This is a genomic window from Gilliamella sp. HK2, assembly GCF_001690265.1.
Classification (GTDB): Bacteria; Pseudomonadota; Gammaproteobacteria; order Enterobacterales; family Orbaceae; genus Gilliamella; species Gilliamella apicola_C.
The window spans coordinates 20,536-45,779 of sequence record NZ_LZGV01000023.1 but is presented as its reverse complement, the minus strand read 5'-3'; the positions used below and the strand labels follow the sequence as shown (position 1 = coordinate 45,779).

The following is a 25,244-nucleotide window of genomic DNA, read 5'->3' as shown; positions in this document are numbered from 1 at the left end:
CAGTTGGCACTAAAGCTTTTTTATGATTTCTTCCTGAAGCTGGGATTTTAAGCTCAGTTCGGCAAACATCTGCTTAAGCTTGCGGTTTTCAGCCTCAAGCTCCTTTAAGCGTTTGATATCCGACGTTTCCATACCGCCATATTTTTCCCGCCATTTATAAAAAGTTGAATTACCCATGCCATATTTACGACAGAGTTCCTTGACAGGAATACCTGCTTCAGCTTCTTTTAAAATAGCTACGATTTGATGTTCAGTCATTTTTTTCATAATTGAATCCTCTTTTACTTTTATCATAGAGAATTTTTGTACTATTTTAGGGGATAGTTACACGTCAAATTGCCGTTGTCAATGATTCTTTTTGGCTGTTTGATTCACTTCTGTATTATGAGGTTTATAACGTTTAATGGTGTTATTTTGATACGCACAATAAGGATTTTATTACCCGAGCAATAACTTTTGTTCTTATGGACTGTGATTATCTTTTGTTTTAAATAAGCCACTTTAACGGGCTTACATTATCCAACGGTCCCATGCTGATGGTGTCAAATTATATTCTGCAACGATTTCACAACGTGGTTTACCGTGTTGATAAAGATTGATGATTTGGTATTTAAAATCATCATTGAATGTTCACTTTTTTCGTTTAATCTTATTCATATTAGTTTCTTTTTTAATTGTGGTAAGTTTACCTTATCTCTTATAAAAAGTGTGGGCCGACCCACTAATAACCTGTAGTTTAAAAAAAGTTTATTAGAATTAAATAGAGTACTATAATAATTGGTACAGGATAGTTTTTGGAGTATAGCTTTTGTTAAAAGACAATGAAGTGCCAAACAAAACGGTAGTCCCTATTAAAATTATTTCAACCGGTATTGCTTTACCGCCAAATAAACTTGATGCGGCCGAATTAGATAAAAGGCTGAATAAACCTGCTGGTTATTCGCTTAAGCGTTCAGGCATCCTTTATCGCTATCACGCTGATCAGCAATTGAGTCAAGCCGATTTAGCCGCCCAAGCGATTAATGATGCGTTAATGCGTTGTGATATAGACGCAAAATCGATTGATTTATTAATTTCAGCTTGTGCACTTCCTGTTCAAGCCCTACCATATACCGCAACCCATATTCTAAAAGCCAGTTCACTTTCCAAAAATATTACCTGCTTTGATGTTAATGGCAGTTGTGTGAGCTTTATTAGTGCGTTACAAGTGGCTGCTGGGCTATTAAATTCTGGTGCTTATAAGCGAATCGCTATTGTTTCGGCAGATTTGGCTTCACGAGGGTTAGATTGGCAAGATGAAGAATCTTCATTTATCTTTGGTGATGGCGCTGCTTGTGCTATTGTCGAACAAGGGGATGGTCGCAGTGGTATTCTTTCTTGTTTGTTAGAGACTTATACCGATGGTATTGATCTATGTGAAATTCGAGGTGGCGGGAGTCGCCGAAATTTTAGAACAGGGATGGATGAAACCGATTGTCTTTTCCATATGCAGGGTAAGCCATTATTTAAACTGGTATCTTCGTTAATTGAGCCATATTTAGCTCGCTTATTAAATCAAGCTGGTTTAACTCTTGCCGATATTGCTACGGTTATTCCTCATCAAGCTAGCCATTTGTCTTTAGAACATATGCGTAAACGACTTAATGTTTCAAGTGACGTGCTAATTGATATCTACCGCTTTCGCGGTAATCAAGTGGCAGCTTCGATACCTAGTGCATTGCATGAAGCAATAATAACTAAACGATTTAATTCTGGCAAACCTGCCATGTTGATAGGTACTGCTGCTGGGGTCACTTTAGGGGGAATGATTTTATTGCCATGAGATTTTTAGTTACTGGTGCGACCAGTGGTTTAGGTCGTAATGCAGTTGAGTGGTTGCTTAAACAAGGTCATCAAGTGCATGCGACAGGGCGCAATAATGAGGTGGGAAAGCAACTTATTGCGCTAGGTGCTACGTTTACTCAGCTTGATTTAGTCACGGCGAGCAAAATGGATTATCACCAATTATTGAGAGATTGTGATATAGTTTGGCATTGTGCTGCGTTATCATCCCCTTGGGGGAACTATGAATGGTTTTATCAGGCGAATGTTTTAGTGACCTCACAATTAGCCGATATTGCAGGGCAACTTGGGATTAAGCGCTTTATTCATGTATCCACGCCATCGATCTATTTTGATTTTAAATCCCACCGTCATATTTCTGAAGAATATCGAGCTAAACGGTTTGCTAATCATTATGCTGATACCAAATATCAAGCCGAACAGCATATTCAAACATGTGTTACACGCTATCGTGAAACTGTTTATCTAATATTAAGACCGAGAGGTATATTTGGACCACATGATCGTGTGATTATTCCTCGTATGCTTGCATTATTAAAACGTACTGGCGGTATATTATATTTGCCAGCAGGAGGGCAAGCTTATTTGGATCTTACCTTTGTGCTAAATGTAGTTTATGCTTTATTTGTGGCCTCAACTCAGCAGCAAGTATTGTCGGGTGAAGCCTTTAATATTACCAATCAACAACCATGTCAGCTTAATCAATTATTAAAGGCGTTGTTAACCGATCAATTGCAACTCGATTATAAAATTCGCTCGCTCCCTTATCCACTACTTTACGGTATCGCTACTGTGCTTGAGGGGGTATCGGCTTTAACTCATAAAGAACCACTACTAACGCGTTATAGCGTTGGTACATTATATTTTGATATGACTTTAAGCCAACAACAGGCGATTGAACGTTTAGGTTATCAACCTTTATATGATCTTAATGAAAGCATTACGCTGACAGCGCGCTGGTTACAGGAAAGTGGAATGGTATAAGATGGCTAAAATAATCCCATTTAAAGCTGGATACTGTACTCATATTGCGTGTATGGTTATGCGGGGTGCTGGATTTCATGTTTGCCAGTTTCCTGCACGTGCTTGGCTAATTGAGGTTGATGGCTATCGCTGGTTGTGGGATACTGGATATGCTGAGTATTTTCAACAATATACCCAATCGGGCATATTCAAACTTTATCAAAAAACCACCCCAGTTTATCTAAAGCAAGGCGAATCATTAAAAGCGCAATTTGCGACTTTGGGTATTGAGCTTGCCAGTATACAAAATGTGATTATCTCACATTTTCATGGTGATCATATTGCGGGATTGAAAGATTTTATTCACAGCCGTTTTATTTGTTCCCAAAAAGGTTGGCAAACGGTCAAACCGCTACATGGCTTTTTTGCCCTTAAGCAAGGTTTTGTTCCCGATCTTATTCCTGATGATTTTGAACAGCGTGTTAGTTTTTTAGAACAATTTGAGTGTTGCACGTTAGCACCTGAGTTATCTCCTTTTACGCATGGCTATATTTTACCTAATAGCAAAAAGCAGGTAATTTTAGTGCCTTTACCTGGTCATGCAGCTGGTCACATTGGCGCATTTATCTTGACTGATGAGGGATGGACACTTTTGGCTAGCGATGCAGCATGGGTTAAAGCTAATTATAAAGAGTTAAAAAAGCCGTCTCGTTTGGCGCAACTCATTATGGACGATCCACGCGCCTATCATCAAACCCTTAATCAACTACACCAACTTTCTTATCAACCTAATGTTACCATTTATTTAAGCCATGAGGATGAACAATGAGGCTACTAAAAATACTTTGGTATTATTGGCGCACCAAACGCTTAACATTTAGCTGCCGAGCAGATCTTGAAGCATATCAACGCAAACAATTAGAAAAATTTAAACAGCGGGTATTAAGCAAAAGCCCTTACTTTAGTCGATTTATTAAACAACCTTTTGATACTTGGCCACTGATGAACAAACAATTGATGATGGCGAATTTTGATCAAATGAATACCGCAAATCTTAATAGCCAAGCGTTATTGGCATTAGCCCAACAAAGCGAGCAAAAGCGCGATTTTAGCGCCAAAATGGGTAAGTTTAGTGTGGGATTATCTTCAGGAACTTCAGGGCAACGAGGGATTTTTGTGGTTAGTCCAAAAGAACAACAAATTTGGGCTGGAGGCATACTGGCAAAAATGTTACCACGCGGGTTATGGAAAGAAGAACGTGTTGCACTGTTTTTAAGATCTGATAATCATCTTTATCATAGTACTAACAGTCATCGATTGACCTTTCGTTTTTACGGGTTGTTTGATAATTTTCAACAACAGATCCAATCGCTGGATGACTATCAACCAACTATTATTATTGCCCCTGCACAGGTACTGCGCGCTCTTGCAACTGAAAAACTCAACGACAAGTTAACTGTCAATCCTATTTTAGTGATATCTGTCGCAGAAGTGCTCGAAGAACAAGATAAAAAACTTATCAAACAAGCGTTTAATCAGCTCGCTGAAGTTTATCAAGCCACCGAAGGATTTCTTGCTGCAACCTGTCCACTCGGCACTTTGCATTTAAATGAAGAGTTTATCTATATTGAACCTCATTGGTTAGATGAAGATCGTTTTATACCAATTATCACCGATTTTACTCGGCAAACACAGCCTATCGTACGTTATCAATTAGATGATATTTTAGTTCGTAGCCAAACGCCATGCCAATGTGGTTGGCAAGGTATGGCGATTTCACATATTGAGGGGCGATGCGATGATCAGCTTGTATTAACAGATCAACATGGGAAACCATTAACCATTTTTGCTGATTATTGTAGTCGAGTAATAGCCAATACCTTACCGCTAACCTGTGATTACCGCCTGATTCAGCACAACGATCAATGTATTGAACTCATTGGCAGTTGCTCAAAAGAACAGTTAAGCCAGTGTCAGCAGGCATTAACGGCTCATTTTATTCAACAAGGTGCCAAGGTTGACGCGCTAATCTGGAAGCTTACGTCAGTTGTTACACTACCCAAAGACTTTGCACAAAAAAGACGGCGGATCATTCGTGAGCGAGGTAGCCAATGAAGTTAATAAAGCCTTGTCTTATGCGATTAGCCTATTTATTGTTCGGATGGCTTAGTGTGGGGGTATTTTACCGTAGTGCGGGTGAGCTACAAGGCGAGCCGACATTACTTACCCCTTCGATAATTGACCAATCGATTGCCTTTACACCTCATGCTATTTGGTTTTATCTTTCGTTCTTTTTGATCATCCCAATTTGTTTTTTAGTCGCTCCTTATCATCGCTTACTTTGGATGTCTACCTGTTTTATATTAAGTGGCTTTCTTGCAGGGCTTTGTTACCTTATTTTTCCGACCTCGATGGATTTTCCTGTCGATACTGGTACCTCAATCAGTTCTTGGCTATTAGCTAAACTGATTGATATTGATGTTCCTGTTAACTGCTTTCCTTCGTTACATATTACTTTAACCTTGCTTGCAATTTGGGGGAGTTTAGATAAGTGTCATCCTCTGCGTAATATATTATTGGTACTGTGGGGCATAGCCATTGCTTTTTCGATTATCCAACTTAGGCGGCACTTGTTTGTTGATTTTCTTGGTGGGATCGCATTAGCGTTGATGGTGGGGTATGGTGTGCGTTACGGCTCTTCTTATTTAATTAAACAAAATTTAGAACAATAGGAATCTTATTATGTTGGATTTAGTTTTACCTTTTGTGATAATGTTAATCTTAATTGTTGCAGAAGCTTTCGTTTTACAATATATAAAAAAAGTAACCGTTAACTGGTCTGATATTATTTTTAATTTAAACTCAGGGCATTTAATGCTTTGGTTGTTTCGTGGGCTTGAATTAGTCTGCTACCATTTTGTTTATACGCATTTTAGCTTTAATCTGTTTATCCATGTGCCGATCATTTTAACTTGGATATTTACCTTATTGGCTTGGGATTTTGGTTTTTATTGGGAACACCGTTTACATCATAAAATACCCCTATTGTGGGCAATTCACATGGTGCATCATCAAGGCGAACATTTTAATTTATCTTTAGCTATCCGTAATTCGTGGTATTCATCGCTTACTTCAATCCCATTTTTTGCCTTATTAGCTATTGCAGGTGTTCCAACACCAATTTTTATTGCTGTGTCGATCTTTCATTATTCGATTCAATTTTTTAATCACAATGCTGTCACCCCAAAACTAGGTCTATTAGAAAAGATTTTGGTTACGCCAACGCATCATAAAGTCCATCACCTTAAAGACCATTATTATGCTAATCATAATTTTTCAGGGTCATTTATATTCTGGGATAAGCTTTTCGGTACGTTTGAAACAACGCCTGTCGATAAAACGATTACCTATGGTAGCCATGGCATTATGTCACAAAATCCTTTTTGGGCTAGCATGTTACCTTTTATGGCATTATTCAACATTCCTTATTCCCCTAGTTTATCCCGTTATCGCTTACCGCATGGTTTATTAGTGAGTGGTGGTTTAGTCCTATTTGGCTTGGTATTAAGCTACGTCTATGATTATGGCTACGGTTACCATAATGTTACCATGACGCAGTATCTATTATTTGGCAGTTTGGTATTGGGTAGTATTGCCTTAGGAGGCATGGCGGAAGGCAAACATTGGGGAATAGTTAGTTGGTTTGTCTTGTGCTGGTTGATTCCTCTATTTTTTGCCATCTTTTGGCAATGGCCACCATTTTACTGGCTATTATTTGCAAGCTTGATGACAATACATGGCTCAATCACTTATGTTATGTGGCTTATAGGAAAATATCATGTCAACTAAACCGTTACCTAAGTTACACTACACCAATAATGATGAACCATTTCATCAAGAATTAATGGCAGAAGCTGAAGCTTATTTGGCTCAAAAAGGCGATCATCGTTTTGCTAATAGCACATTATTGTTTAAGAATTTCTTATTATTATTCCTTTGTGCTGTATGTTATTTCTTCAGTTTACATCAAGTGACTATCGGGTTATTTGCGCTTTATTATTTTGGTTTTGTTATGTCAGCCATGCTAGCCAATATTAATGCACAACATGATGCTTGCCATAATGTCTTTTTTCGAACTCGACTAGCGAATCGCATTTTTGGGCGATTGGTGACATTACCTTTGGGTATTGATCCACATTATTGGCAAGTTAGGCATGTTGATTATCATCATATTTATCCTAATATCGACAAATACGATCTTGATATGGAAGAGAATGGGGTCTTTCGCCAAACGCCATTTCAAAAATGGTACCCACACATGCGATTTCAGTCGTTTTATTGGCCTTTTATTGCTGGGTTATCATTACCTTATATTGCCTGGGTATTTGATTGGTCTGATCAATTAGGTAAAACTGCGCTAGCATCAGATAAAAAAAACTTAACCAGTCTCACAGGATGGGGGTTATTTTTAGGTAGCAAAATTTTGCATTTCATCATAGCCCTAATGCTACCGATATTTATTTTATCTTCGGCGGGTATTAGTTGGTACGGTGTGCTATCGGTTTATCTTATCACACAAATGCTTTCATCCTTAATTGTTGTGTGTTTACTCTTAGGGACACATTGGGCCGATCCTGCATTTTATACAGCACCCAAAGATGGCAAAATAGAGCATGGTTGGTATTACCAGCAATTTACTACCTGCTGTGATTGGTACCCATCTCCCAAAATATTTAACGAATTATTAGGTGGGGTAAATTTACATCTTACTCATCATCTGTTTCCAGGATGGAGCCATCGCCATTATCCAGCGTTAATGCTAATTGTTGAACGATTAGCACAAAAGTATCAATTACCTTATCGCAGGTTAGGCTATCTTGAGTTACTTACTCAACAGCAACAATTTATCCGTAAAATGGCACAAAATCCGAATAAACAAGCTTCCTATTCAGAGTCAGACTAATGCAAAAGCCACAATCACAGCCGCAATCACAACCACAACAGCCCACACTACGGTTTAGTAATGAGCAAGATATATTATTGCGAGAAGCATTAAATACGGCAGCAAAAGATTATTTATTTTCCCAAAATGATCATCGTTATGCAAATAGTGGCATGTATTTAAAGTTAGGTTTACTCTTAGTTCTGTGTATAGGATTTTACTGTTGCGCGCTTTTTCAACAATCAGCGTATCTATTCTCTCTTTACTATTTTATGTTTAGTTCGCTCGCCCTACTATTAGCGATTAATGTGGTGCATGACGCATCACATAATGTATTTTTTAAATCAAGCAACGCAAATACTTGGCTTAATCGACTAATTACCATTCCACTTGGGATTGATCCAGAATGCTGGCGTATTCGTCATGTTGTGCAGCATCATCCTTTTACTAATATTGAGCATTATGATCTAGATATTGAGTATAATGGCGTGCTTAGGCAAACGCCTTTCCAAGTGCACCATTGGTTTATGTGTTATCAGCATTATTACTGGCCATTAGTGGCAGGAATGACCTTTCCTGCAATTATCTGGTGGTTTGATTGGCAAGATCGGTTAGGTTTAAATTTTAATAAAAACAAATTTACCCATCATGGCATAGTTGGTTGGTTTGCCTTTTTGGTTATTAAGGCTTTACATGTTAGTTTGGCTATTGTTATTCCGGTATATATTTGTCCTCAATTTAGTTTATGGTTTATTCTCATTGTCTATGGTTTAAGTCAATTTTTTGCTTCACTGATTTTTGTCATACTGATTCTTGGTACCCACTGGGCAAAAGCGACCTTTTATCAAGCGCCCGAACATGGTCTTATGCCACATGGTTCGATACAACATGTATTTAATACTACGCTTAATTGGCGATTAAAGTTTCCCATTTTAGAATATTGGTTAGGTGGATTAAATTTACATCTAACTCACCATATATATCCTGGTTTCAGCCATCGTCACTATCTACACCTGACGAAAATTATTCAACAAATTGCTAAGCAATATCAGATTGATTATCACGAAATTACCTTATATGAACTATTTGTACAACAGCAAGTCTTTTTAAAAAAAATGGGAAAAGCACAGCGAATGGATTGATTGTAACTTTATATAACTATTTGATTTTATTGTTAAAGTTATCTGTTGTGCTTCATGGATATGATCGATGGTTATCAAAAAAGTGCACATTGTGCACTTTTTTGATTGATGGTAAAGAGTAACAGTTGGTTACTCTTTATAGTAGCAGGCAGATTACTTAATAACCTTAGCAACCACACCAGCACCAACAGTACGGCCACCTTCACGAATCGCAAAACGTAAACCTTCAGCCATTGCGATAGGGTGAATTAATGATACTGTCATTTTGATGTTGTCACCAGGCATTACCATTTCTACGCCTTCTGGTAATTCAATAGTACCCGTTACGTCAGTTGTACGGAAGTAGAACTGTGGACGGTAACCTTTGAAGAACGGAGTATGACGACCACCTTCATCTTTACTTAAGATATACACTTCTGATTCAAAATCAGTATGTGGAGTGATTGAACCTGGTTTTGCAAGTACTTGACCACGTTCGATTTCTTCACGTTTTGTACCACGTAGTAATACACCAACGTTTTCACCTGCACGACCTTCGTCAAGTAATTTACGGAACATTTCAACACCAGTACAAGTGGTTTTAGTTGTTGGTTTGATACCAACGATTTCAACTTCTTCACCCACTTTGATGATACCGCGTTCAACACGACCAGTTACTACTGTACCACGACCTGAAATTGAGAATACGTCTTCAATTGGTAATAGGAATGGTTTGTCAATATCACGCTCTGGCTCTGGGATGTAGCTGTCTAATGCTTCAGCTAATTCAACAATTTTGTCTTCCCACGCTGCTTCGCCTTCTAATGCTTTAAGCGCTGAACCACGGATAACTGGTGTGTCATCACCTGGGAAATCGTATTGAGATAGAAGTTCACGTACTTCCATTTCAACTAATTCTAATAACTCTTCGTCATCAACCATATCACATTTGTTTAAGAATACGATGATGTAAGGAACACCTACTTGACGACCTAAAAGGATGTGCTCACGAGTTTGTGGCATAGGACCATCAGTTGCTGCTACTACTAAGATAGCACCGTCCATTTGTGCCGCACCAGTGATCATGTTTTTAACATAGTCAGCATGGCCTGGGCAGTCTACGTGCGCATAGTGGCGAGTTGGTGTATCGTATTCAACGTGTGAAGTATTGATGGTGATACCACGTGCTTTTTCTTCTGGTGCGTTATCGATTTGATCGAATGCACGAGCTTGACCGCCGTATTTTTTAGCAAGAACAGAAGTAATTGCTGCAGTTAAAGTTGTTTTACCATGGTCAACGTGGCCGATTGTACCAACGTTAACGTGGGGTTTTGTACGTTCAAATTTTTCTTTAGACATCTTAATGTTCCTTTATTAAATCACTTCCCTTATGTTATTAAGGGAAGCGTTACTTTATTTAGATAAATAATTATTTCGCTTTACGAGCTTCAATAATTGCTGTTGCAATATTTGTTGGTGCTTCATTGTACTTCAAGAACTCCATAGAGTAAGAAGCACGACCTTGTGTTTGTGAACGTAGGTCTGTTGCATAACCAAACATTTCTGAAAGTGGAACTTGTGCTTTTACTGTTTTACCAGTTGCAGTATCTTCCATTCCTTCGATCATACCGCGACGACGGTTTAAGTCACCGATAACATCACCCATATAATCTTCAGGAGTTTCAACTTCTACTTTCATAATCGGTTCTAAAAGCACTGGTTTTGCTTTCATAAAGCCGTCTTTAAATGCCATTGAACCAGCAATTTTAAATGCCATTTCTGATGAGTCGACATCATGGTAAGAACCATCAAAGATAGTGACTTCAACATCAACAATTGGGTAACCAGCAAGAACACCGTTTTTCATTTGTTCTTGACAGCCTTTATCAACTGCAGGGATGTATTCTTTAGGAACCACACCACCAACAATTTCGTTGTTGAATTTATAGCCTTCGCCGCCTGCTTCTAATGGCTTGATTTTTAACCATACATGACCATATTGACCACGACCACCAGATTGGCGAACAAATTTACCTTCTTGTTCTACTTCATTGCGAATTGTTTCACGGTAAGCAACTTGTGGTTTACCAACATTTGCTTCCACTTTAAATTCACGTTTCATACGGTCAACGATGATTTCTAAGTGAAGCTCACCCATACCAGAAATAATAGTTTGACCTGATTCTTCGTCAGTGTGAACACGGAATGAAGGATCTTCTTGCGCTAATCGACCTAAAGCAAGTCCCATTTTTTCTTGGTCAGCTTTTGTTTTTGGTTCAACAGCAACCGAGATTACTGGCTCTGGGAACTCCATTCTTTCAAGAATGATTGGTGCGCTTTCAGCACAAAGTGTATCACCAGTAGTCACATCTTTAAGACCGATAGCCGCTGCAATGTCACCTGCGCGAACTTCTTTGATTTCTTCACGTTTGTTAGCGTGCATTTGAACGATACGACCAAAACGTTCTTTTTTATCTTTAACTGAGTTAAGAACGGTATCACCAGAGTTAACAACACCTGAGTAAACACGGAAGAATGTTAAGTTACCAACAAATGGGTCAGTTGCAATTTTGAATGCTAATGATGAGAATGGTTCATCATCACTTGAATGACGTTCCGCTGCTTCACCATTTTGTAATTCACCTTTGATTGCTGGTACATCGGTTGGTGCTGGTAGATATTCAATAACGGCATCAAGCATAAATTGAACACCTTTATTTTTAAAGGCACTACCACAAGTTACTAAGATGATTTCGTTAGCAAGCACGCGCTCACGTAGTGCTGCTTTGACTTCTTCTTCAGTTAACTCTTCACCACCAAGGTATTTTTCCATTAACTCTTCACTTGCTTCAGCAGCAGTTTCTATTAAGAATGAGCGCCATTCTTCAACTTGCTCAACCATATCTGCTGGTACATCTTCGTAAGTGAATGTTACGCCTTGGTCGGCATCATTCCAGTTGATTGCTTTACGTTTAAGTAAATCAACCACACCAGTAAATGCTTCTTCTGCACCGATTGGTAAAACTAAAGGAACAGGAACGGCGGCTAAACGGGTTTTGATTTGATCAACAACACGTAAGAAATTAGCACCCATACGGTCCATTTTGTTTACAAATGCGATACGTGGAACTTTATATTTATTTGCTTGGCGCCATACTGTTTCTGATTGTGGTTGAACACCGCCTACAGCACAATAAACCATAACTGCACCATCAAGTACACGCATAGAACGCTCAACTTCGATTGTGAAGTCAACGTGTCCCGGGGTGTCGATAATGTTGATGCGGTGTGGTTCAAATTGTTGACCCATACCAGACCAGAATGCAGTTGTTGCTGCAGATGTGATAGTAATACCACGTTCTTGTTCTTGTTCCATCCAGTCCATGGTCGCTGCGCCATCATGAACTTCACCAATTTTGTGACTTACGCCAGTGTAAAACAAAATACGTTCAGTTGTTGTTGTTTTACCTGCGTCAATATGCGCACTGATACCAATATTACGGTAACGTGCTATGGGGGTTGTACGAGCCATATTAATCCTCTATTTAGAATCGTTTGCTTAACAAAATATCATTTAAGTAGACTGAAAGCAGATAAGGACAATCAGTCTTAATTCAAGTTATTTGTGTAACTAACTTGATTACCAACGATAGTGTGCAAACGCTCTATTAGCTTCAGCCATACGATGAACATCTTCGCGTTTTTTCACAGCGGTACCTTTGTTTTCAAAAGCATCCATAAGTTCATTCGCAAGGCGTAGAGCCATTGATTTATCGCCACGTTTACGTGCAGCATCTACAATCCAACGCATTGCAAGTGCATTACGACGAACAGGGCGCACTTCAACAGGAACTTGGTATGTAGAACCACCAACGCGACGAGACTTAACTTCTACAGTTGGTCTTACGTTATCTAATGCAACTTCGAAAGCTGCTAAGTGGTCTTTTCCACTACGCTCAGCTAATTTATCAAGAGCTGAATATACGATTGATTCTGCGATAGATTTTTTACCATCTATCATTAAAATATTTACAAATTTCGCCAGTAACTCTGAACCGAACTTCGGATCAGGAAGAATTTTTCTTTGACCGACAACATGACGACGTGGCATTGGAATACTCCGTTTATATGTTATAAATTTTTCAGGTTTACCCAAAACTCAAATGAGTTAAATGGAATTATATAGTTTGGCCTTACTTAACGGAGTTCCATTAAGCTTTAGGTCGTTTAACACCGTATTTAGAACGGCTTTGTTTGCGATCTTTAACACCTGCGCAGTCTAATGCACCGCGAACAGTGTGGTAACGCACACCTGGTAAGTCTTTAACACGACCACCACGGATTAAAATTACACTATGCTCTTGTAAGTTGTGACCTTCACCACCGATATAAGAAGTTACTTCAAAACCGTTAGTTAAACGTACACGACACACTTTACGTAATGCTGAGTTTGGTTTTTTCGGTGTAGTTGTATAAACACGAGTACAAACACCGCGTTTTTGCGGGCATGCTTCAAGGGCAGGAACGTTACTTTTTGCTTCCTTTAGTGCTCTTGGTTTGCGTACCAGCTGATTAATTGTTGCCATTAATAAGCTCCTGATTAATTAAAATAAATTTAAAATTGCTTTTTAGATACGTAATTAATAACTGTAGACCAAAACCTATGTATATAAGTTTTGGGTCGCAAGATTCTAGACCCCAGAAGATATAATGTCAAGTTTTTGCTAATATTAAGTGTTTGATCTAGAGTTTAATTCTTGTTGAAGGTCATCGTTTTTTTAATGAAAAGAGGGTAGGATTTTTATACTGATATTCATAAGCAAAAACAGATCAATATCTGTATTAGCCGTTTTGAAAAATGCTTATTCCCCATTGTAAGTCACAATGGGGAATTGTTTTAATGGTGATCGATAAAGATAAATTTTAAAGCAAATAGTAACGCAAAAATAATTACGCAAAGATTGAGCTCTTTAAACTTACCTGTAAAGGTTTTTAGCACTACGTAAGAGATAAAACCTAGCGCAACGCCTTCTGTAATAGCAAAGGCAAAAGGCATCATGATTGCGGTAATAAATGCTGGTGTTGCCTCGGTTAAATCAGACCACTTAACTTTAACTAAGCTTGAAACCATTAAAATGCCAACAAAAATAAGCGCCCCAGATGTGGCATAAGTTGGCACTAAATGGGCCAGTGGCGATAAAAAAGTCACAATTAAAAATAACACGCCAACAACAACTGCCGTTAAGCCTGTGCGCCCACCAACAGAAATGCCTGCTGAACTTTCGATATAGGTTAATACCGATGATGTGCCGAATAATCCACCTAGCGATGAACTAAAGCTGTCGATTAATAGTGCTTGGCGCATTTTAGGAAAACGGCCTTTTTCATCACTAATTCCTGCTTTATCGGTTAAAGCCAATATGGTGCCAGATGAATCGAATAGGCTGACAATCATGACTGAAAAAATAACGCCCATGATGCCAATATTAAATGAGCCAGCGAGATCAACATGACCAACAACGCTGCTAACACTTGGCGGCATAGATACGATACCCTGATAACTGATATTTGGATCAAGCCATAGTGCCAGTAATGTCACAACTAAAATCGAAATTAATACCGCAGCATGAAAGTTACGTGCCGCTAAAATAATAATGATGAAAAAACCCAGTGATCCCAATAAAACTTTAAGCGATAAGATATTGCCCATGGTTAATAGGGTAGAAGGCGATGCGACTACAATGCCCATATTTTGAAAGCCCATAAAGGCAATAAATAGCCCAATACCCGCACTGATACCTATACGTAAACATTGTGGAATATGTTCAATTAGCCAGTGGCGAACTTTAAATAGGGATAAAGCGAAAAAGACGAGCGAGCCCCAAAATATGGCACCCATACCGACTTGCCAAGAGTAGCCCATGGCACCACACATGCCATAGGCAAAGAAGACATTTAGTCCCATTGCTGGTGCAAGTGCTATTGGTAAGTTAGCAAATAGGCCCATTAAAATCGTTGCCAACGCAGTAATTATACAAGTTAGTACAAATACCGCAGATTTATCCATACCGGTTGCAGATAGAATCGATGGATTAACAAAGATGATGTAAACCATTGTTAGGAAGGTGGTACAACCAGCAATAATTTCAGTACCGACAGTTGTCTTTTTTTCTTTCAATTGAAACAGTTTTTCGAATATTGAATTCATAAGTTAAGGCCTAATTGGATTGATAAGTAATCATAAATGTTGATAAACAGTGCTAGCTTTTTTACCAAAAAGTAAAAATAAAAAAGATGAGGAGTTGTAGCTCCACATCTTCAGAGGTGTTACCGCATTATTATTGCCAGTTATTTATTTTGGTCAAGCGTTATTCTGGCTATACTGTATTACAATGCACCAGAATTGAGTTTATTTAACGTAATTTTTACTTTCAAAATTCTGTGGCTTTCTATTTCGGCTACTTCAAATAAATAATCGCCAATTTGAATGGTTTCGCCAACATTGAGTAAATGTTGTGCTTTTTCCATTAATAGTCCTGCCAAAGTATGATATTCGCGCTTATCATCAATAGGAATAGGGACAAAGCGTACCAGCTCTTCAACAGGAATATAGCCGTTAGCAATCCAGCTGTTATCATCTAAACATTGAATATCATGTTTAGCATCAATTTCCTCTTCTTCCGTTGGGAAATCGCCGGCAATGGTTTCGATAATATCGGTTACCGAAACAACCCCTTGCATTGAACCAAACTCATCAACTACAAAGGCAAAATGGGTTTTGGCTTTTTTAAATTGTTCTAAGGCAACCAGTAACGATACCGTTTCAGGGAAGATCAACGGTTGTTTGATAAGCGAATGAATATCGATTGGCTTTTCGCTTTGGAGTATGTCTTTTAAAAGATCATTAACTTGGATGATGCCTAATGGTTCATCAATCGAGTCATTATCCGTGACTACTAAGCGTGAATGAGGATTATCAAAGATTTCTTTTATGATGACATCTCGATTATCATTAATATTAACCATATCAACATCAAGCCTAGATGTCATGATACTACTGACGGAACGTTGCGCTAGGCCAAGCACTCGCTCAACCATGCTTAGTTCTTGATGATTAAATACCGAGACTTTTTTATTGGCATCTGACACCACATCAATGGTGTGGGTATCGGGATCTTCTTCTGCATCACCTTTTAATAGGTGTAAAATTGCTTCGGCAGTGCGTTCACGTAATGGTTTTTTATTTAATGCTTTGCGCCGGTTAAAAATAGCTAATTGGTTGAAAAACTCAATCATAATTGAGAATCCAATTGCGGCATATAGGTAACCTTTTGGAATCATAAAACCAAAACCTTCGGCAACTAGGCTAAAGCCAATCATTAATAAGAAGCTCAAGCAGAGAATGACAATCGTTGGGTGAGCGTTGACAAAATTAGCCAATGGCTTACTTGCCACCATCATAATGCCAATGGCGATGCAAACAGCAATAATCATCACAGGAATATGTTCAACCATTCCCACAGCGGTAATCACCGAATCAAGTGAGAACACCGCATCAAGTACGACTATTTGGGCCACAACAGTCCAAAAGTGAGAGGTTTTTTTCGGTTTTCCATCTTCGTGTGACGCACCTTCAAGGCGCTCATTGAGCTCCATTGTGGCTTTAAATAGTAAAAATATCCCCCCGATTAACATAATCAGTTGGCGTGCATTAAAGTTGATTCCAGATATTGAAAATAATGGTGTAGTGAGTGTAACTAACCAACCCGTGAACATTAATAATAACACTCGGGTAATTAATGCAAAGGCAAGGCCTGTAATGCGGGCTTTGTCTCGTTGATGGGGTGGAAGTTTCTCGGCAAGAATGGCAATAAAAACAATGTTATCAATACCAAGGACGATTTCAAGTACAACCAGAGTGGATAAGCCAATCCAGATTGTAGGATCCATGATCCATTCCATATGTCAGGTGATTACCTCTAATAAATACAGCACATGCTGCCCAGTAATTCTGTCTGTAATTGGCTAAATAATCAATAAAATATTTGTAAATTTGTGTATTTTGTCAAAAACTTTTAGGAAAGCATGTGTTTTAGTATAAAATCAGCTTCGCCAAAACGTTGGAGTGAATAAAACTAATAAAGTAAATATTTCTAATCGGCCAAATAACATATCAACCACCATCACCCATTTAACGATATTACTGACGTTAGCAAAGTTATCACTGACGCTACCGAGACCAACACCTAAGTTATTGAGTGATGAGGCCACAATATAAAAAGAGTCAGTGGCATCAATACTTGTTGCCATAATAATAAATAGGCTAACTAAAAACACTAAAGTATAGGCCGAAAAAAAGCCCCAAACTGCTTCGATAATTCGTTCTGGAACTACTCGATTATTTAATTTTAAAGTATAGATGGCATTGGGGTGAATTAAGCGTTTAAGTTCGCGGGATCCTTGCATAAATAAAAGTAGTACGCGAACCACTTTTAAACCGCCACCTGTTGAACCTGCACAGCCACCAATAAATGATGCGCATAACAAAAAGATGGGTAATGATGATGGCCATGTATTGATATCATCCACAGTAAAACCAACGGTAGCAACTATCGAGACAACTTGTAATACTATCTTATCTATACTGAGTTTTCGTTCTGATTGGTAAAAATAAATACCAAATGCACAGATTGCAATTAGCACAACGAGAATAAAGATGAACGTTCTAAATTCTTGATCTCGCCAGTAAACCTTAATAGAAAACCCATTTAATGCGGCAAAATGTAGAGCAAAGTTACAACCCGATAAGATTAAAAACAGGGTGATAATGTAATTGATTGTAGCACTATTAAAATAAGCAAGGTTATTGTCATGCGTTGAAAATCCACCCATCGATATTGTTGAAAAGCTATGTGAAATGGCATCAAAGGCATTCATTCCAGCTGCCCATAAACAAACAGCACAAAGCGTGGTCAGTAAAATATAAATTGACCAAAGTGTTTTAGCCGTTTCGGCAATACGAGGGCGCATTTTGCTATCTTTTTGTGGACCGGGAATCTCTGCTCGGTAAAGTTGCATTCCCCCAACACCCAATAATGGTAAAATGGCGACAGCTAAAACGATAATCCCCATACCACCAAGCCATTGTAGTAATTGCCGATAAAAAAGCAGGGCTTTAGGTAGGTGATCTAATTTAACAATGGTTGTTGCGCCAGTTGTTGTTAGGCTTGAGAATGATTCAAAAAAGGCGTTAGTTAAATTTAAATTAATATGTGTGTCAAAAATAAACGGAAATGCGCCGATTGTACCTAACACCACCCAAAATAGTACGACGATAAAAAAGCCTTCACGCGTGCTCAGTTCATGGCGATGGTGGCGATTTGGTAGCCATAATAAACAGCCTAATATCAATGCGGCAAAAAACGATCGCACAAAGATGGCACCAGCACCATCACGATAGATTAAAGCAACAAGTGCTGGTAGCAACATAAATACCGATAACAGGGCAATTAATAACCCGATAATTCGCAGGATTGAGCGCCAATGCATCATGATAAACGTCTCTATTTAAAACCACGAGACGTTTTGATAAGATCATAAGCGGCTTGGATTTCTTGCGCACGTTTTTTAGCTGCTTCTAGCATCTCTTTAGGTAAGCCCTTTGAAACTAATTTATCGGGATGATGTTCATTCATTAATTTTCGATAAGCCCTTTTGATTTCGGGAATTTCGTCTGTAGATTTAACGCCTAATATTTTGTAAGCATTTTGTAGATCTGATTGTGATGAGCGATTTTGGTAACCGCCATAGTTATTATTATTGCGTTGATATTGATCATATTGGTGCTGGCTACGTTGATTTTGTTGGTAGCTGTAATTATTTTGGTGGAAATGGTAACTGCCCATCATCATTTGGATATATAGTGCCATTTTTTGGTGAGAAATATTTAATTCATCTGCCACTATCAACAGGATTTGTTGTTCTTTATCATCCAACACACCATCGACTAATGCTGCTTGAATCAACTGTTCACAAAAAATATTTAATACGTTGCGTCTAAAACGGTATTGAGTGTAAAGCTCTTGAAGGCGTGATCGTAGCGGGTAATTACTGGCCTTGCCACGATTAAATGAGTCTTGGGCAAGTTTTCGGCTGCTACTATTAAGTTGTAGCCTATCCATAAATTGGCTTGCAAGATTTATATCATCTTGTGTGACAACGCCTTTCGCTTTACTTAAATGGCCTAGCACTTCAAAAACCACCGTTAAGTAAAGTTCTGGATTTGCTTTGGTTTTTTGTTCGGTTAATTTATTACAAAAAGTTTGGTAAAGCATTGGTCCAACAAATAGCCCTAGTATAAAGCCCCACCCCGTTTTTAATATAAGGCTTAATACAAAGCCGGTAATTATTGCCCAGATAAAAGACATTATTTGTTCACCTCAATTCGATCTATTTTTTGTAAACCCCGTGGTAAGGTGCTTCCTTTACGTGCACGTTCAGCCCTAAATTTTTGTAAATCAACAGGGTTTAACGTAAGTTTGCGTTTACCGACATATAAGGTTATCGATGTTTCTGGTGTAATTAATAGTAGATAAGCAAGGCTATCATCAGCACCTGCAAGAGATACAATTTTATTCCCTTTGCCTTTAGCCAGTTCAGGTAGATCTTTTACAGGAAAGATAAGCATTCGCCCAGCTTGAGTAATAGATAATAGTAAGCTATCTTCAGATGTAATTTCAATTGGTGCAAGTATTTTTGCCTCTTTCGGTAAATTGATAATCGCCTTACCATTACGATTACGAGCAACTAAATCACTAAATTTACAAATAAAGCCATATCCAGCGCTTGAAGCAAGTAATAATTTTTGATTATCCTCTTGACTCATCAGTACATGTTCAACCGTTGCGTTAGCGGGGAGCGCTAATTTGCCCGTTAATGGTTCACCTTGGCTTCTAGCCGATGGTAATGTGTTTGGCTCGATAGCGTAACTGCGACCGGTTGAATCGAAAAAGATAACGGGTTGATTGCTTTTACCTTTAGCGGCTGCTTTAAAATTATCACCTGCTTTATAGCTTAAACCAGCAGGATCGATATCGTGACCTTTTGCCGTTCTTACCCAGCCCATTTCGGATAAAATCACGGTAACAGGCTCTGATGGTGTTAATTCTTGCTCACTCATTGCTTTTGCTTCACTACGTTGAACCATGGGTGAGCGACGTTTGTCACCATATTTTTCGGCATCTTCTTGTAACTCTTTTTTGATAAGGTTACTCAGTTTTTTAGGCGAAGATAACAAGGCTTGCAAGTGATCGCGCTCTTTTGCAAGATCACTCTGTTCGCCTTTAATGCGCACTTCTTCAAGTTTGGCTAATTGGCGTAGTTTTAGTTCTAAAATTGCCTCGGCTTGAATGTCGGTTAAGGCAAAACGGTTAATCAGCTCTTTTTTAGGCTCATCTTCATGGCGAATAATTTCAATCACTTCGTCAATATTCAAAAATGCAATCAATAAACCATCAAGAATGTGCAGTCTTTTTAATATTTTATCTAAACGATAATTTAAGCGACGCGTAACAGTGTTTTTACGATACTCTAGCCATTCAGTAAGAATCTCAACTAATCCTTTTACTGATGGGCGATTATCTAGCCCAATCATGTTCATATTAACGCGGTAGCTTTTTTCGAGATCGGTTGTTGCAAATAGATGATTCATCACTTGCTCTAAATCCACACGATTTGAACGAGGCACAATCACTAGGCGCGTTGGGTTTTCATGATCGGACTCATCTCTTAAATCTTCAATTAAAGGCAGTTTTTTGGCACGCATTTGCGAGGCAATTTGTTCTAAGATTTTAGCCCCTGAAACTTGATGAGGTAGATCAGTAATGACAATATCACCATCTTCTTTTTTCCAAACAGCACGCATGCGAATTGACCCGCGTCCTGTTTTGTAGATTTTTGCAATGTCTTCTGCTGAAGTAATAATCTCAGCATCGGTAGGGAAATCAGGCCCTGGTATGTGAGCCATCACTTCACTAAGGGTCGCATTAGGATTATCAGCAAGCATAATAGCCGCATTGGCAACTTCACGAATATTATGTGGCGGAATATCCGTTGCCATCCCTACAGCAATACCTGTTGTGCCATTTAATAAGATATTTGGCAATCTAGCCGGTAACATTTTAGGTTCTTGCAAGGTACCATCAAAATTGGGGGTATAATCAACAGTTCCTTGGCCTAATTCACCTAATAATAATTCAGCATATTTAGATAAACGCGATTCAGTATAGCGCATGGCAGCAAATGATTTGGGATCATCAGGTGCCCCCCAGTTACCTTGTCCATCAACCAATGGATAACGATAAGAGAAGGGTTGTGCCATAAGTACCATGGCTTCATAACATGCGCTATCGCCGTGTGGATGATATTTACCAAGTACATCCCCAACGGTGCGTGCTGATTTTTTGAATTTAGCTTGTGCATTAAGCCCTAATTCGGACATGGCATAAACAATGCGTCGTTGCACGGGTTTCAAACCGTCGCCAATAAATGGCAATGCACGATCCATAATGACATACATCGAGTAGTTCAGATAGGCACTTTCGGTAAATGTTCGTAGTGACTGGATTTCTACTCCGTCATGAGTTATCTCACTCATTATTGTTCCTCTAAATCATTCTTTATATTAGACATCAAGTTCAACTTGATCGCCTTTCTCTTGTAACCATTCTCGGCGATCTTCTGAGCGCTTTTTGGCAAGTAACATGTCCATTAATGCCATAGTCTGCTCTGTATCATCAAGCGATAACTGTACTAAACGGCGTGTATTTGGATCCATTGTCGTTTCTCGTAGTTGCAGAGGGTTCATTTCCCCTAAACCTTTAAAACGTTGTACATTTGGCTTACCTTTTTTGCGTTTAAGTTGCTCTAAAATACCTTCTTTTTCTTCTTCATCAAGCGCGTAATAAACTTCTTTACCCAAATCAATGCGATAAAGTGGTGGCATCGCAACAAAGACATGCCCATGTTCGACCATAGCGCGGAAATGACGAACAAATAAAGCACAAAGCAAGGTGGCAATGTGTAATCCATCAGAGTCAGCATCGGCTAAAATACAGATTTTGCCATAACGTAGCTGGCTCAAATCATCGCTGTCAGGATCAATACCGATAGCAACCGAAATATCATGGATTTCTTGTGACCCTAATACTTCATCAGATGATACTTCCCAAGTATTTAAAATCTTACCTTTAAGTGGCATAATGGCTTGGTATTCACGGTCTCGAGCTTGTTTGGCTGAACCACCAGCAGAATCTCCTTCCACTAAAAAAAGCTCAGTACGGCTTAAATCTTGAGATGAACAATCCGCCAATTTACCCGGTAAAGCAGGGCCACTGGTCAATTTTTTGCGGATGACTTTTTTAGATGCCTTTAAACGTTTTTGCGCACTCGAAATGACCATTTCGGCTAGTAATTCGGCTAATTGTACATTTTGATTTAGCCAAAGACTAAATGCATCTTTCACAATAGCCGAAACAAAAGCCGCACATTGCCGTGAAGATAAGCGCTCTTTAGTTTGACCTGCAAATTGTGGCTCTTGCATTTTGACCGAAATCACATAAGCACAACGTTCCCAAATATCATCGGCGGTTAATTTTAAGCCTCGTGGTAATAAATTGCGGAATTCACAAAACTCACGCATAGCATCTAACAATCCTTGGCGTAAACCATTAACATGTGTACCGCCTTGAACGGTTGGGATTAAGTTAACGTAACTTTCGGTCAATAGATCGCCACCTTCGGGTAACCAAAGTAGCGCCCATTCTACCGCTTCGGTTTCACCAATATGGTTGCCAGTAAAGGGGGTATCGGGTAATAGTGAGTAACCACTAACAGATTCCATTAAATAGTCTTTTAGACCGTCTTGATAACACCAACGTTGCTCAGTATTGTTAATTTTATCTTTAAAGATAATTTCAAGCCCTGGGCAAAGCACTGCTTTGGCTTTTAATAAATGAGACAATCGAGGAACAGAAAATCTTGGTGAATCAAAATATTTTTCGTCTGGCCAAAAATGGACTTTGGTGCCTGTATTACGGCGCCCACAAGTGCCAGTAACGTGTAGATCCTCAACTTTGTTGCCATTTTCAAACGCGATTTCATACACTTGCCCGTCACGATGAACAGTAACATCAACGCGTTTTGATAATGCATTGACAACTGAAATGCCGACACCGTGTAAACCGCCCGAAAATTGGTAATTCTTGTTAGAAAATTTACCACCAGCGTGTAAACGACAAAGTAATAGCTCAACGGCTGGCACGCCTTCTTCTGGGTGAATATCAACAGGCATACCTCGACCATCGTCGATAACTTCTAATGAGTTATCTTCATAAAGTGTCACTTTGATTTTACGAGCATGGCCAGCGATCGCTTCATCAACACTATTATCAATGACTTCTTGCCCTAAATGATTTGGACGACTTGTGTCAGTGTACATTCCAGGGCGATGGCGAACAGGATCAAGGCCTTTTAATACTTCAATATCAACGGCGTTATAAGTGGGTTGTGGCATAATGTTTCTATTTATCCGAATAAATGGGCTTATTATAACAACCTTTCATAAATAAGACCAAGGTCAATGGTAAAGGTAGTTAATCAAATCATCATCAAATCTAATAAACTTAAATAGACAACGTTAAGTTATAAAATTTATTAATAAATAAGAAAAATATTGCTAATAAAATAGACAAAAGCATTTATAATCCAATTTAACTATCATTATTTAATGGCACAAGTTTGAGGCGTTAATATCAATGATTGTTAATAAAATACTAATATGAATATATGGGAAGGAAATAAAAATGTTAAAAATAATCACTTACCAGCGGTGGCAGTCAAGCTATAATTATCAGTATCTTGTTATTTTATTTTTTGTTTCAACATTTTCTTCTGTATGTGTTTTACTTAAATCGTATTGTTATAACGTAAAGGCGATATTGCGTCATTTTATATTAAGCCTATTTTTAATTACGTGCCATATTCATTATGCCAGTGCATTATCAGCCACAACAACACAAGTGATACATGGGAGCGCTCCCTATCTTACTTTTGATGGTGGTGTCACCAAAGGCAATATTCAAGCGCTATTAGGCATCAGACTATCCGATGGGCGTGAGTATGTGCCTAAAAATGGGGAGTCAAATTTCTATCCAAATGCCAAGGCTGTGGATAATTATTATACAATTGAGTTGCCGAGTAATGCAGATTCGTTTGATGGTATTCAAACATTAGTCCCCATTCCCAAGATGGACAATTATTCAGTTATTGAATTAAGCAAGATAATCGGTGGCAATAATTTGTTGGATGATGATGGGGATAGTTATGGCAATATAACAGGTACTTTAGATGCTTTTTTGTATGATCGAAATAGTGATTATCTTACCCGTATCGTTAAGAGCCATTCTACAGATAAATTAGACCTTTGCTCTTTGTATGTGTTAACACTTTCCATAGATGATGCTCAACTGTCAACTCAATATGGCATACCAAAGGCAAGGGATTTCGATCATGTGAGTCAAACTTACTATTTAAAAGCGAAAAATGGAGTGCGCACTTGTTATGCAAGCCCACCAGCTAGATATGGTGGTGGGGAGGGGCCAAACTGGGTACGAGGGTTAGGTTTTCTGGTGGTAAATAGCCATATTCCAGAGGAAAACTTTCCGACAACAGGTTCAAATGGGCTCAGTTTTCATTTAGGGTTAGGCGGTGTCACGCCAGAACAGGTCATTGATGCTAATGGCACAACCGTTTCAGCCGTCAGTGGTAGTAACTCAGCGACATTATTATTAAGCACTGAAAACAGTGAGTTAAAAATAACGTTAAAGGGGCCAAGTAAAGCCTCGGATAAAAAGAAATTTAGTCCCTCATTATTTAAACTTTACGCCGACAGTAACCACAGCCAGTTATTGTATAGCTTTAAGATAGAACGTTGGTATCTAGCAAATCCAGATGATTCTGGTGACGGCTCTTATGATGAAGCTCAAATATTCTGCGATAGTTTAGGAAGTCGTTATCGTATACCGAGTGTTGGGGACTACACCAATGCGAATAGCTCTGATTGGCATTGGGGGGTGCCAGGGCAAGGAAATTATAACCTTCGCCAAGTTAGCTACAAAAGTGGTGAAAGGTGGATAGGGGGGTTATTTAATGAGTGGGGTGATTTTACTGATGAGCCGGATAGAGGCAACGATTGGCTCGATGGTGAATATTGGGCTGCTGATAAGTTTGGTGTTGATGCATCTGGAGGTGTTCGTTTAAATAATGCCCCTTATGCTTACGCTATAACGGCATGTGTAACGCCTTAAAAAGAGGGGGGG

The 25,244-nt window shown here is 38.8% G+C and carries 19 protein-coding genes and 1 pseudogene; 9 read left to right on the top strand and 11 right to left on the bottom strand.

The window, feature by feature from the left end; translation table 11 throughout:
- Positions 1-15: 15 nt before the first annotated feature.
- Positions 16-267 (bottom strand): annotated as a pseudogene (locus A9G45_RS02670) (transposase); the annotation flags it as partial.
- Positions 268-808: 541 nt separating this feature from the next.
- On the opposite strand from A9G45_RS02670, the gene A9G45_RS02665 reads away from it, so the two are divergent.
- Genes A9G45_RS02665 through A9G45_RS02630 form a run of 8 tightly spaced genes read left to right on the top strand, consistent with a single transcriptional unit; the run spans position 809 to position 8,889 of the window.
- Positions 809-1,822 (top strand): 3-oxoacyl-[acyl-carrier-protein] synthase III C-terminal domain-containing protein, encoded by a 1,014-nt coding sequence (locus A9G45_RS02665; RefSeq protein WP_218057007.1) that lies wholly within the window; start codon positions 809-811, stop codon positions 1,820-1,822.
- The gene (locus A9G45_RS02660) at positions 1,819-2,826 is read left to right on the top strand and encodes an NAD-dependent epimerase/dehydratase family protein (protein ID WP_065566166.1); all 1,008 of its coding nucleotides are present in this window, start codon (positions 1,819-1,821) and stop codon (positions 2,824-2,826) included. Before A9G45_RS02665 ends, A9G45_RS02660 begins: the two co-directional genes overlap by 4 nt.
- Before the next feature lies 1 nt (position 2,827).
- Entirely contained in the window at positions 2,828-3,634 is an 807-nt protein-coding gene (locus A9G45_RS02655; protein WP_065566167.1) for an MBL fold metallo-hydrolase, read from the top strand.
- Entirely contained in the window at positions 3,631-4,920 is a 1,290-nt protein-coding gene (locus tag A9G45_RS02650; RefSeq protein ID WP_065566168.1) for a F390 synthetase-related protein, read from the top strand. Before A9G45_RS02655 ends, A9G45_RS02650 begins: the two co-directional genes overlap by 4 nt.
- Entirely contained in the window at positions 4,917-5,537 is a 621-nt protein-coding gene (locus A9G45_RS02645) for a phosphatase PAP2 family protein (protein ID WP_218057006.1), read from the top strand. The genes A9G45_RS02650 and A9G45_RS02645 overlap by 4 nt, the downstream gene beginning before the upstream one ends.
- A gap of 10 nt (positions 5,538-5,547) precedes the next feature.
- The gene (locus A9G45_RS02640) at positions 5,548-6,654 is read left to right on the top strand and encodes a sterol desaturase family protein (protein ID WP_065566169.1); all 1,107 of its coding nucleotides are present in this window, start codon (positions 5,548-5,550) and stop codon (positions 6,652-6,654) included.
- Positions 6,644-7,768, top strand: a complete 1,125-nt coding sequence (locus A9G45_RS02635) for a fatty acid desaturase family protein (RefSeq protein ID WP_065566170.1) — start codon at positions 6,644-6,646, stop codon at positions 7,766-7,768. Before A9G45_RS02640 ends, A9G45_RS02635 begins: the two co-directional genes overlap by 11 nt.
- A complete protein-coding gene (locus A9G45_RS02630; RefSeq protein WP_065566171.1) occupies positions 7,768-8,889 on the top strand; it encodes a fatty acid desaturase family protein in 1,122 nt (373 codons plus the stop codon). The genes A9G45_RS02635 and A9G45_RS02630 overlap by 1 nt, the downstream gene beginning before the upstream one ends.
- A 153-nt stretch (positions 8,890-9,042) precedes the next feature.
- Here the strand turns inward: A9G45_RS02630 and tuf are convergent, their stop codons facing one another.
- The 10 genes from tuf to parE form a co-directional block, all read right to left on the bottom strand.
- Positions 9,043-10,227 (bottom strand): elongation factor Tu, encoded by a 1,185-nt coding sequence (gene tuf / locus A9G45_RS02625; protein ID WP_065572358.1) that lies wholly within the window; start codon positions 10,225-10,227, stop codon positions 9,043-9,045.
- 70 nt (positions 10,228-10,297) lie between these two features.
- Positions 10,298-12,400: an elongation factor G gene (gene fusA / locus A9G45_RS02620; RefSeq protein WP_065566565.1), complete on the bottom strand. Its 2,103-nt coding sequence runs from the start codon at positions 12,398-12,400 to the stop codon at positions 10,298-10,300.
- A gap of 108 nt (positions 12,401-12,508) precedes the next feature.
- Entirely contained in the window at positions 12,509-12,979 is a 471-nt protein-coding gene (gene rpsG, locus A9G45_RS02615; protein ID WP_034915550.1) for a 30S ribosomal protein S7, read from the bottom strand.
- A gap of 100 nt (positions 12,980-13,079) precedes the next feature.
- A complete protein-coding gene (rpsL, locus tag A9G45_RS02610) occupies positions 13,080-13,454 on the bottom strand; it encodes a 30S ribosomal protein S12 (protein ID WP_034883792.1) in 375 nt (124 codons plus the stop codon).
- A gap of 311 nt (positions 13,455-13,765) precedes the next feature.
- Positions 13,766-15,076, bottom strand: coding sequence for an NCS2 family permease (locus tag A9G45_RS02605; protein ID WP_065566566.1), 1,311 nt, complete (start codon positions 15,074-15,076; stop codon positions 13,766-13,768).
- A gap of 179 nt (positions 15,077-15,255) precedes the next feature.
- Positions 15,256-16,830, bottom strand: coding sequence for a TerC family protein (locus A9G45_RS02600; protein WP_065566567.1), 1,575 nt, complete (start codon positions 16,828-16,830; stop codon positions 15,256-15,258).
- Between the two features lie 141 nt (positions 16,831-16,971).
- A complete protein-coding gene (locus A9G45_RS02595) occupies positions 16,972-18,417 on the bottom strand; it encodes a TrkH family potassium uptake protein (RefSeq protein ID WP_065566586.1) in 1,446 nt (481 codons plus the stop codon).
- A gap of 14 nt (positions 18,418-18,431) precedes the next feature.
- Positions 18,432-19,295 carry a co-chaperone DjlA gene (gene djlA, locus A9G45_RS02590; RefSeq protein WP_065566568.1) on the bottom strand — a complete coding sequence of 288 codons (864 nt, stop codon included), beginning with the start codon at positions 19,293-19,295 and terminating at the stop codon, positions 18,432-18,434.
- Complete coding sequence (gene parC / locus A9G45_RS02585; protein ID WP_065566569.1) at positions 19,295-21,523, bottom strand: DNA topoisomerase IV subunit A; 2,229 nt, start codon at positions 21,521-21,523, stop codon at positions 19,295-19,297. Before parC ends, djlA begins: the two co-directional genes overlap by 1 nt.
- A gap of 27 nt (positions 21,524-21,550) precedes the next feature.
- Positions 21,551-23,440 carry a DNA topoisomerase IV subunit B gene (gene parE / locus A9G45_RS02580; protein ID WP_065566570.1) on the bottom strand — a complete coding sequence of 630 codons (1,890 nt, stop codon included), beginning with the start codon at positions 23,438-23,440 and terminating at the stop codon, positions 21,551-21,553.
- Positions 23,441-23,729: 289 nt separating this feature from the next.
- Here parE and A9G45_RS02575 point away from each other — a divergent pair, with 289 nt between their 5' ends.
- The gene (locus tag A9G45_RS02575) at positions 23,730-25,232 is read left to right on the top strand and encodes a hypothetical protein (protein WP_065566571.1); all 1,503 of its coding nucleotides are present in this window, start codon (positions 23,730-23,732) and stop codon (positions 25,230-25,232) included.
- Positions 25,233-25,244 lie beyond the last annotated feature (12 nt).

Coding starts and splice junctions, on each gene's coding strand:
- A9G45_RS02660 (WP_065566166.1), top strand. CDS start 1,819: ATGAGATTTTTAGTTACTGGTGCGACCAGTGGTTTAGGTCGTAATGCA.
- A9G45_RS02655 (WP_065566167.1), top strand. CDS start 2,828: ATGGCTAAAATAATCCCATTTAAAGCTGGATACTGTACTCATATTGCG.
- A9G45_RS02650 (WP_065566168.1), top strand. CDS start 3,631: ATGAGGCTACTAAAAATACTTTGGTATTATTGGCGCACCAAACGCTTA.
- A9G45_RS02645 (WP_218057006.1), top strand. CDS start 4,917: ATGAAGTTAATAAAGCCTTGTCTTATGCGATTAGCCTATTTATTGTTC.
- A9G45_RS02640 (WP_065566169.1), top strand. CDS start 5,548: ATGTTGGATTTAGTTTTACCTTTTGTGATAATGTTAATCTTAATTGTT.
- A9G45_RS02635 (WP_065566170.1), top strand. CDS start 6,644: ATGTCAACTAAACCGTTACCTAAGTTACACTACACCAATAATGATGAA.
- A9G45_RS02630 (WP_065566171.1), top strand. CDS start 7,768: ATGCAAAAGCCACAATCACAGCCGCAATCACAACCACAACAGCCCACA.
- tuf (WP_065572358.1), bottom strand. CDS start 10,227: ATGTCTAAAGAAAAATTTGAACGTACAAAACCCCACGTTAACGTTGGT.
- fusA (WP_065566565.1), bottom strand. CDS start 12,400: ATGGCTCGTACAACCCCCATAGCACGTTACCGTAATATTGGTATCAGT.
- rpsG (WP_034915550.1), bottom strand. CDS start 12,979: ATGCCACGTCGTCATGTTGTCGGTCAAAGAAAAATTCTTCCTGATCCG.
- rpsL (WP_034883792.1), bottom strand. CDS start 13,454: ATGGCAACAATTAATCAGCTGGTACGCAAACCAAGAGCACTAAAGGAA.
- A9G45_RS02605 (WP_065566566.1), bottom strand. CDS start 15,076: ATGAATTCAATATTCGAAAAACTGTTTCAATTGAAAGAAAAAAAGACA.
- A9G45_RS02600 (WP_065566567.1), bottom strand. CDS start 16,830: ATGGAATGGATCATGGATCCTACAATCTGGATTGGCTTATCCACTCTG.
- A9G45_RS02595 (WP_065566586.1), bottom strand. CDS start 18,417: ATGCATTGGCGCTCAATCCTGCGAATTATCGGGTTATTAATTGCCCTG.
- djlA (WP_065566568.1), bottom strand. CDS start 19,295: ATGTCTTTTATCTGGGCAATAATTACCGGCTTTGTATTAAGCCTTATA.
- parC (WP_065566569.1), bottom strand. CDS start 21,523: ATGAGTGAGATAACTCATGACGGAGTAGAAATCCAGTCACTACGAACA.
- parE (WP_065566570.1), bottom strand. CDS start 23,440: ATGCCACAACCCACTTATAACGCCGTTGATATTGAAGTATTAAAAGGC.
- A9G45_RS02575 (WP_065566571.1), top strand. CDS start 23,730: ATGTTAAAAATAATCACTTACCAGCGGTGGCAGTCAAGCTATAATTAT.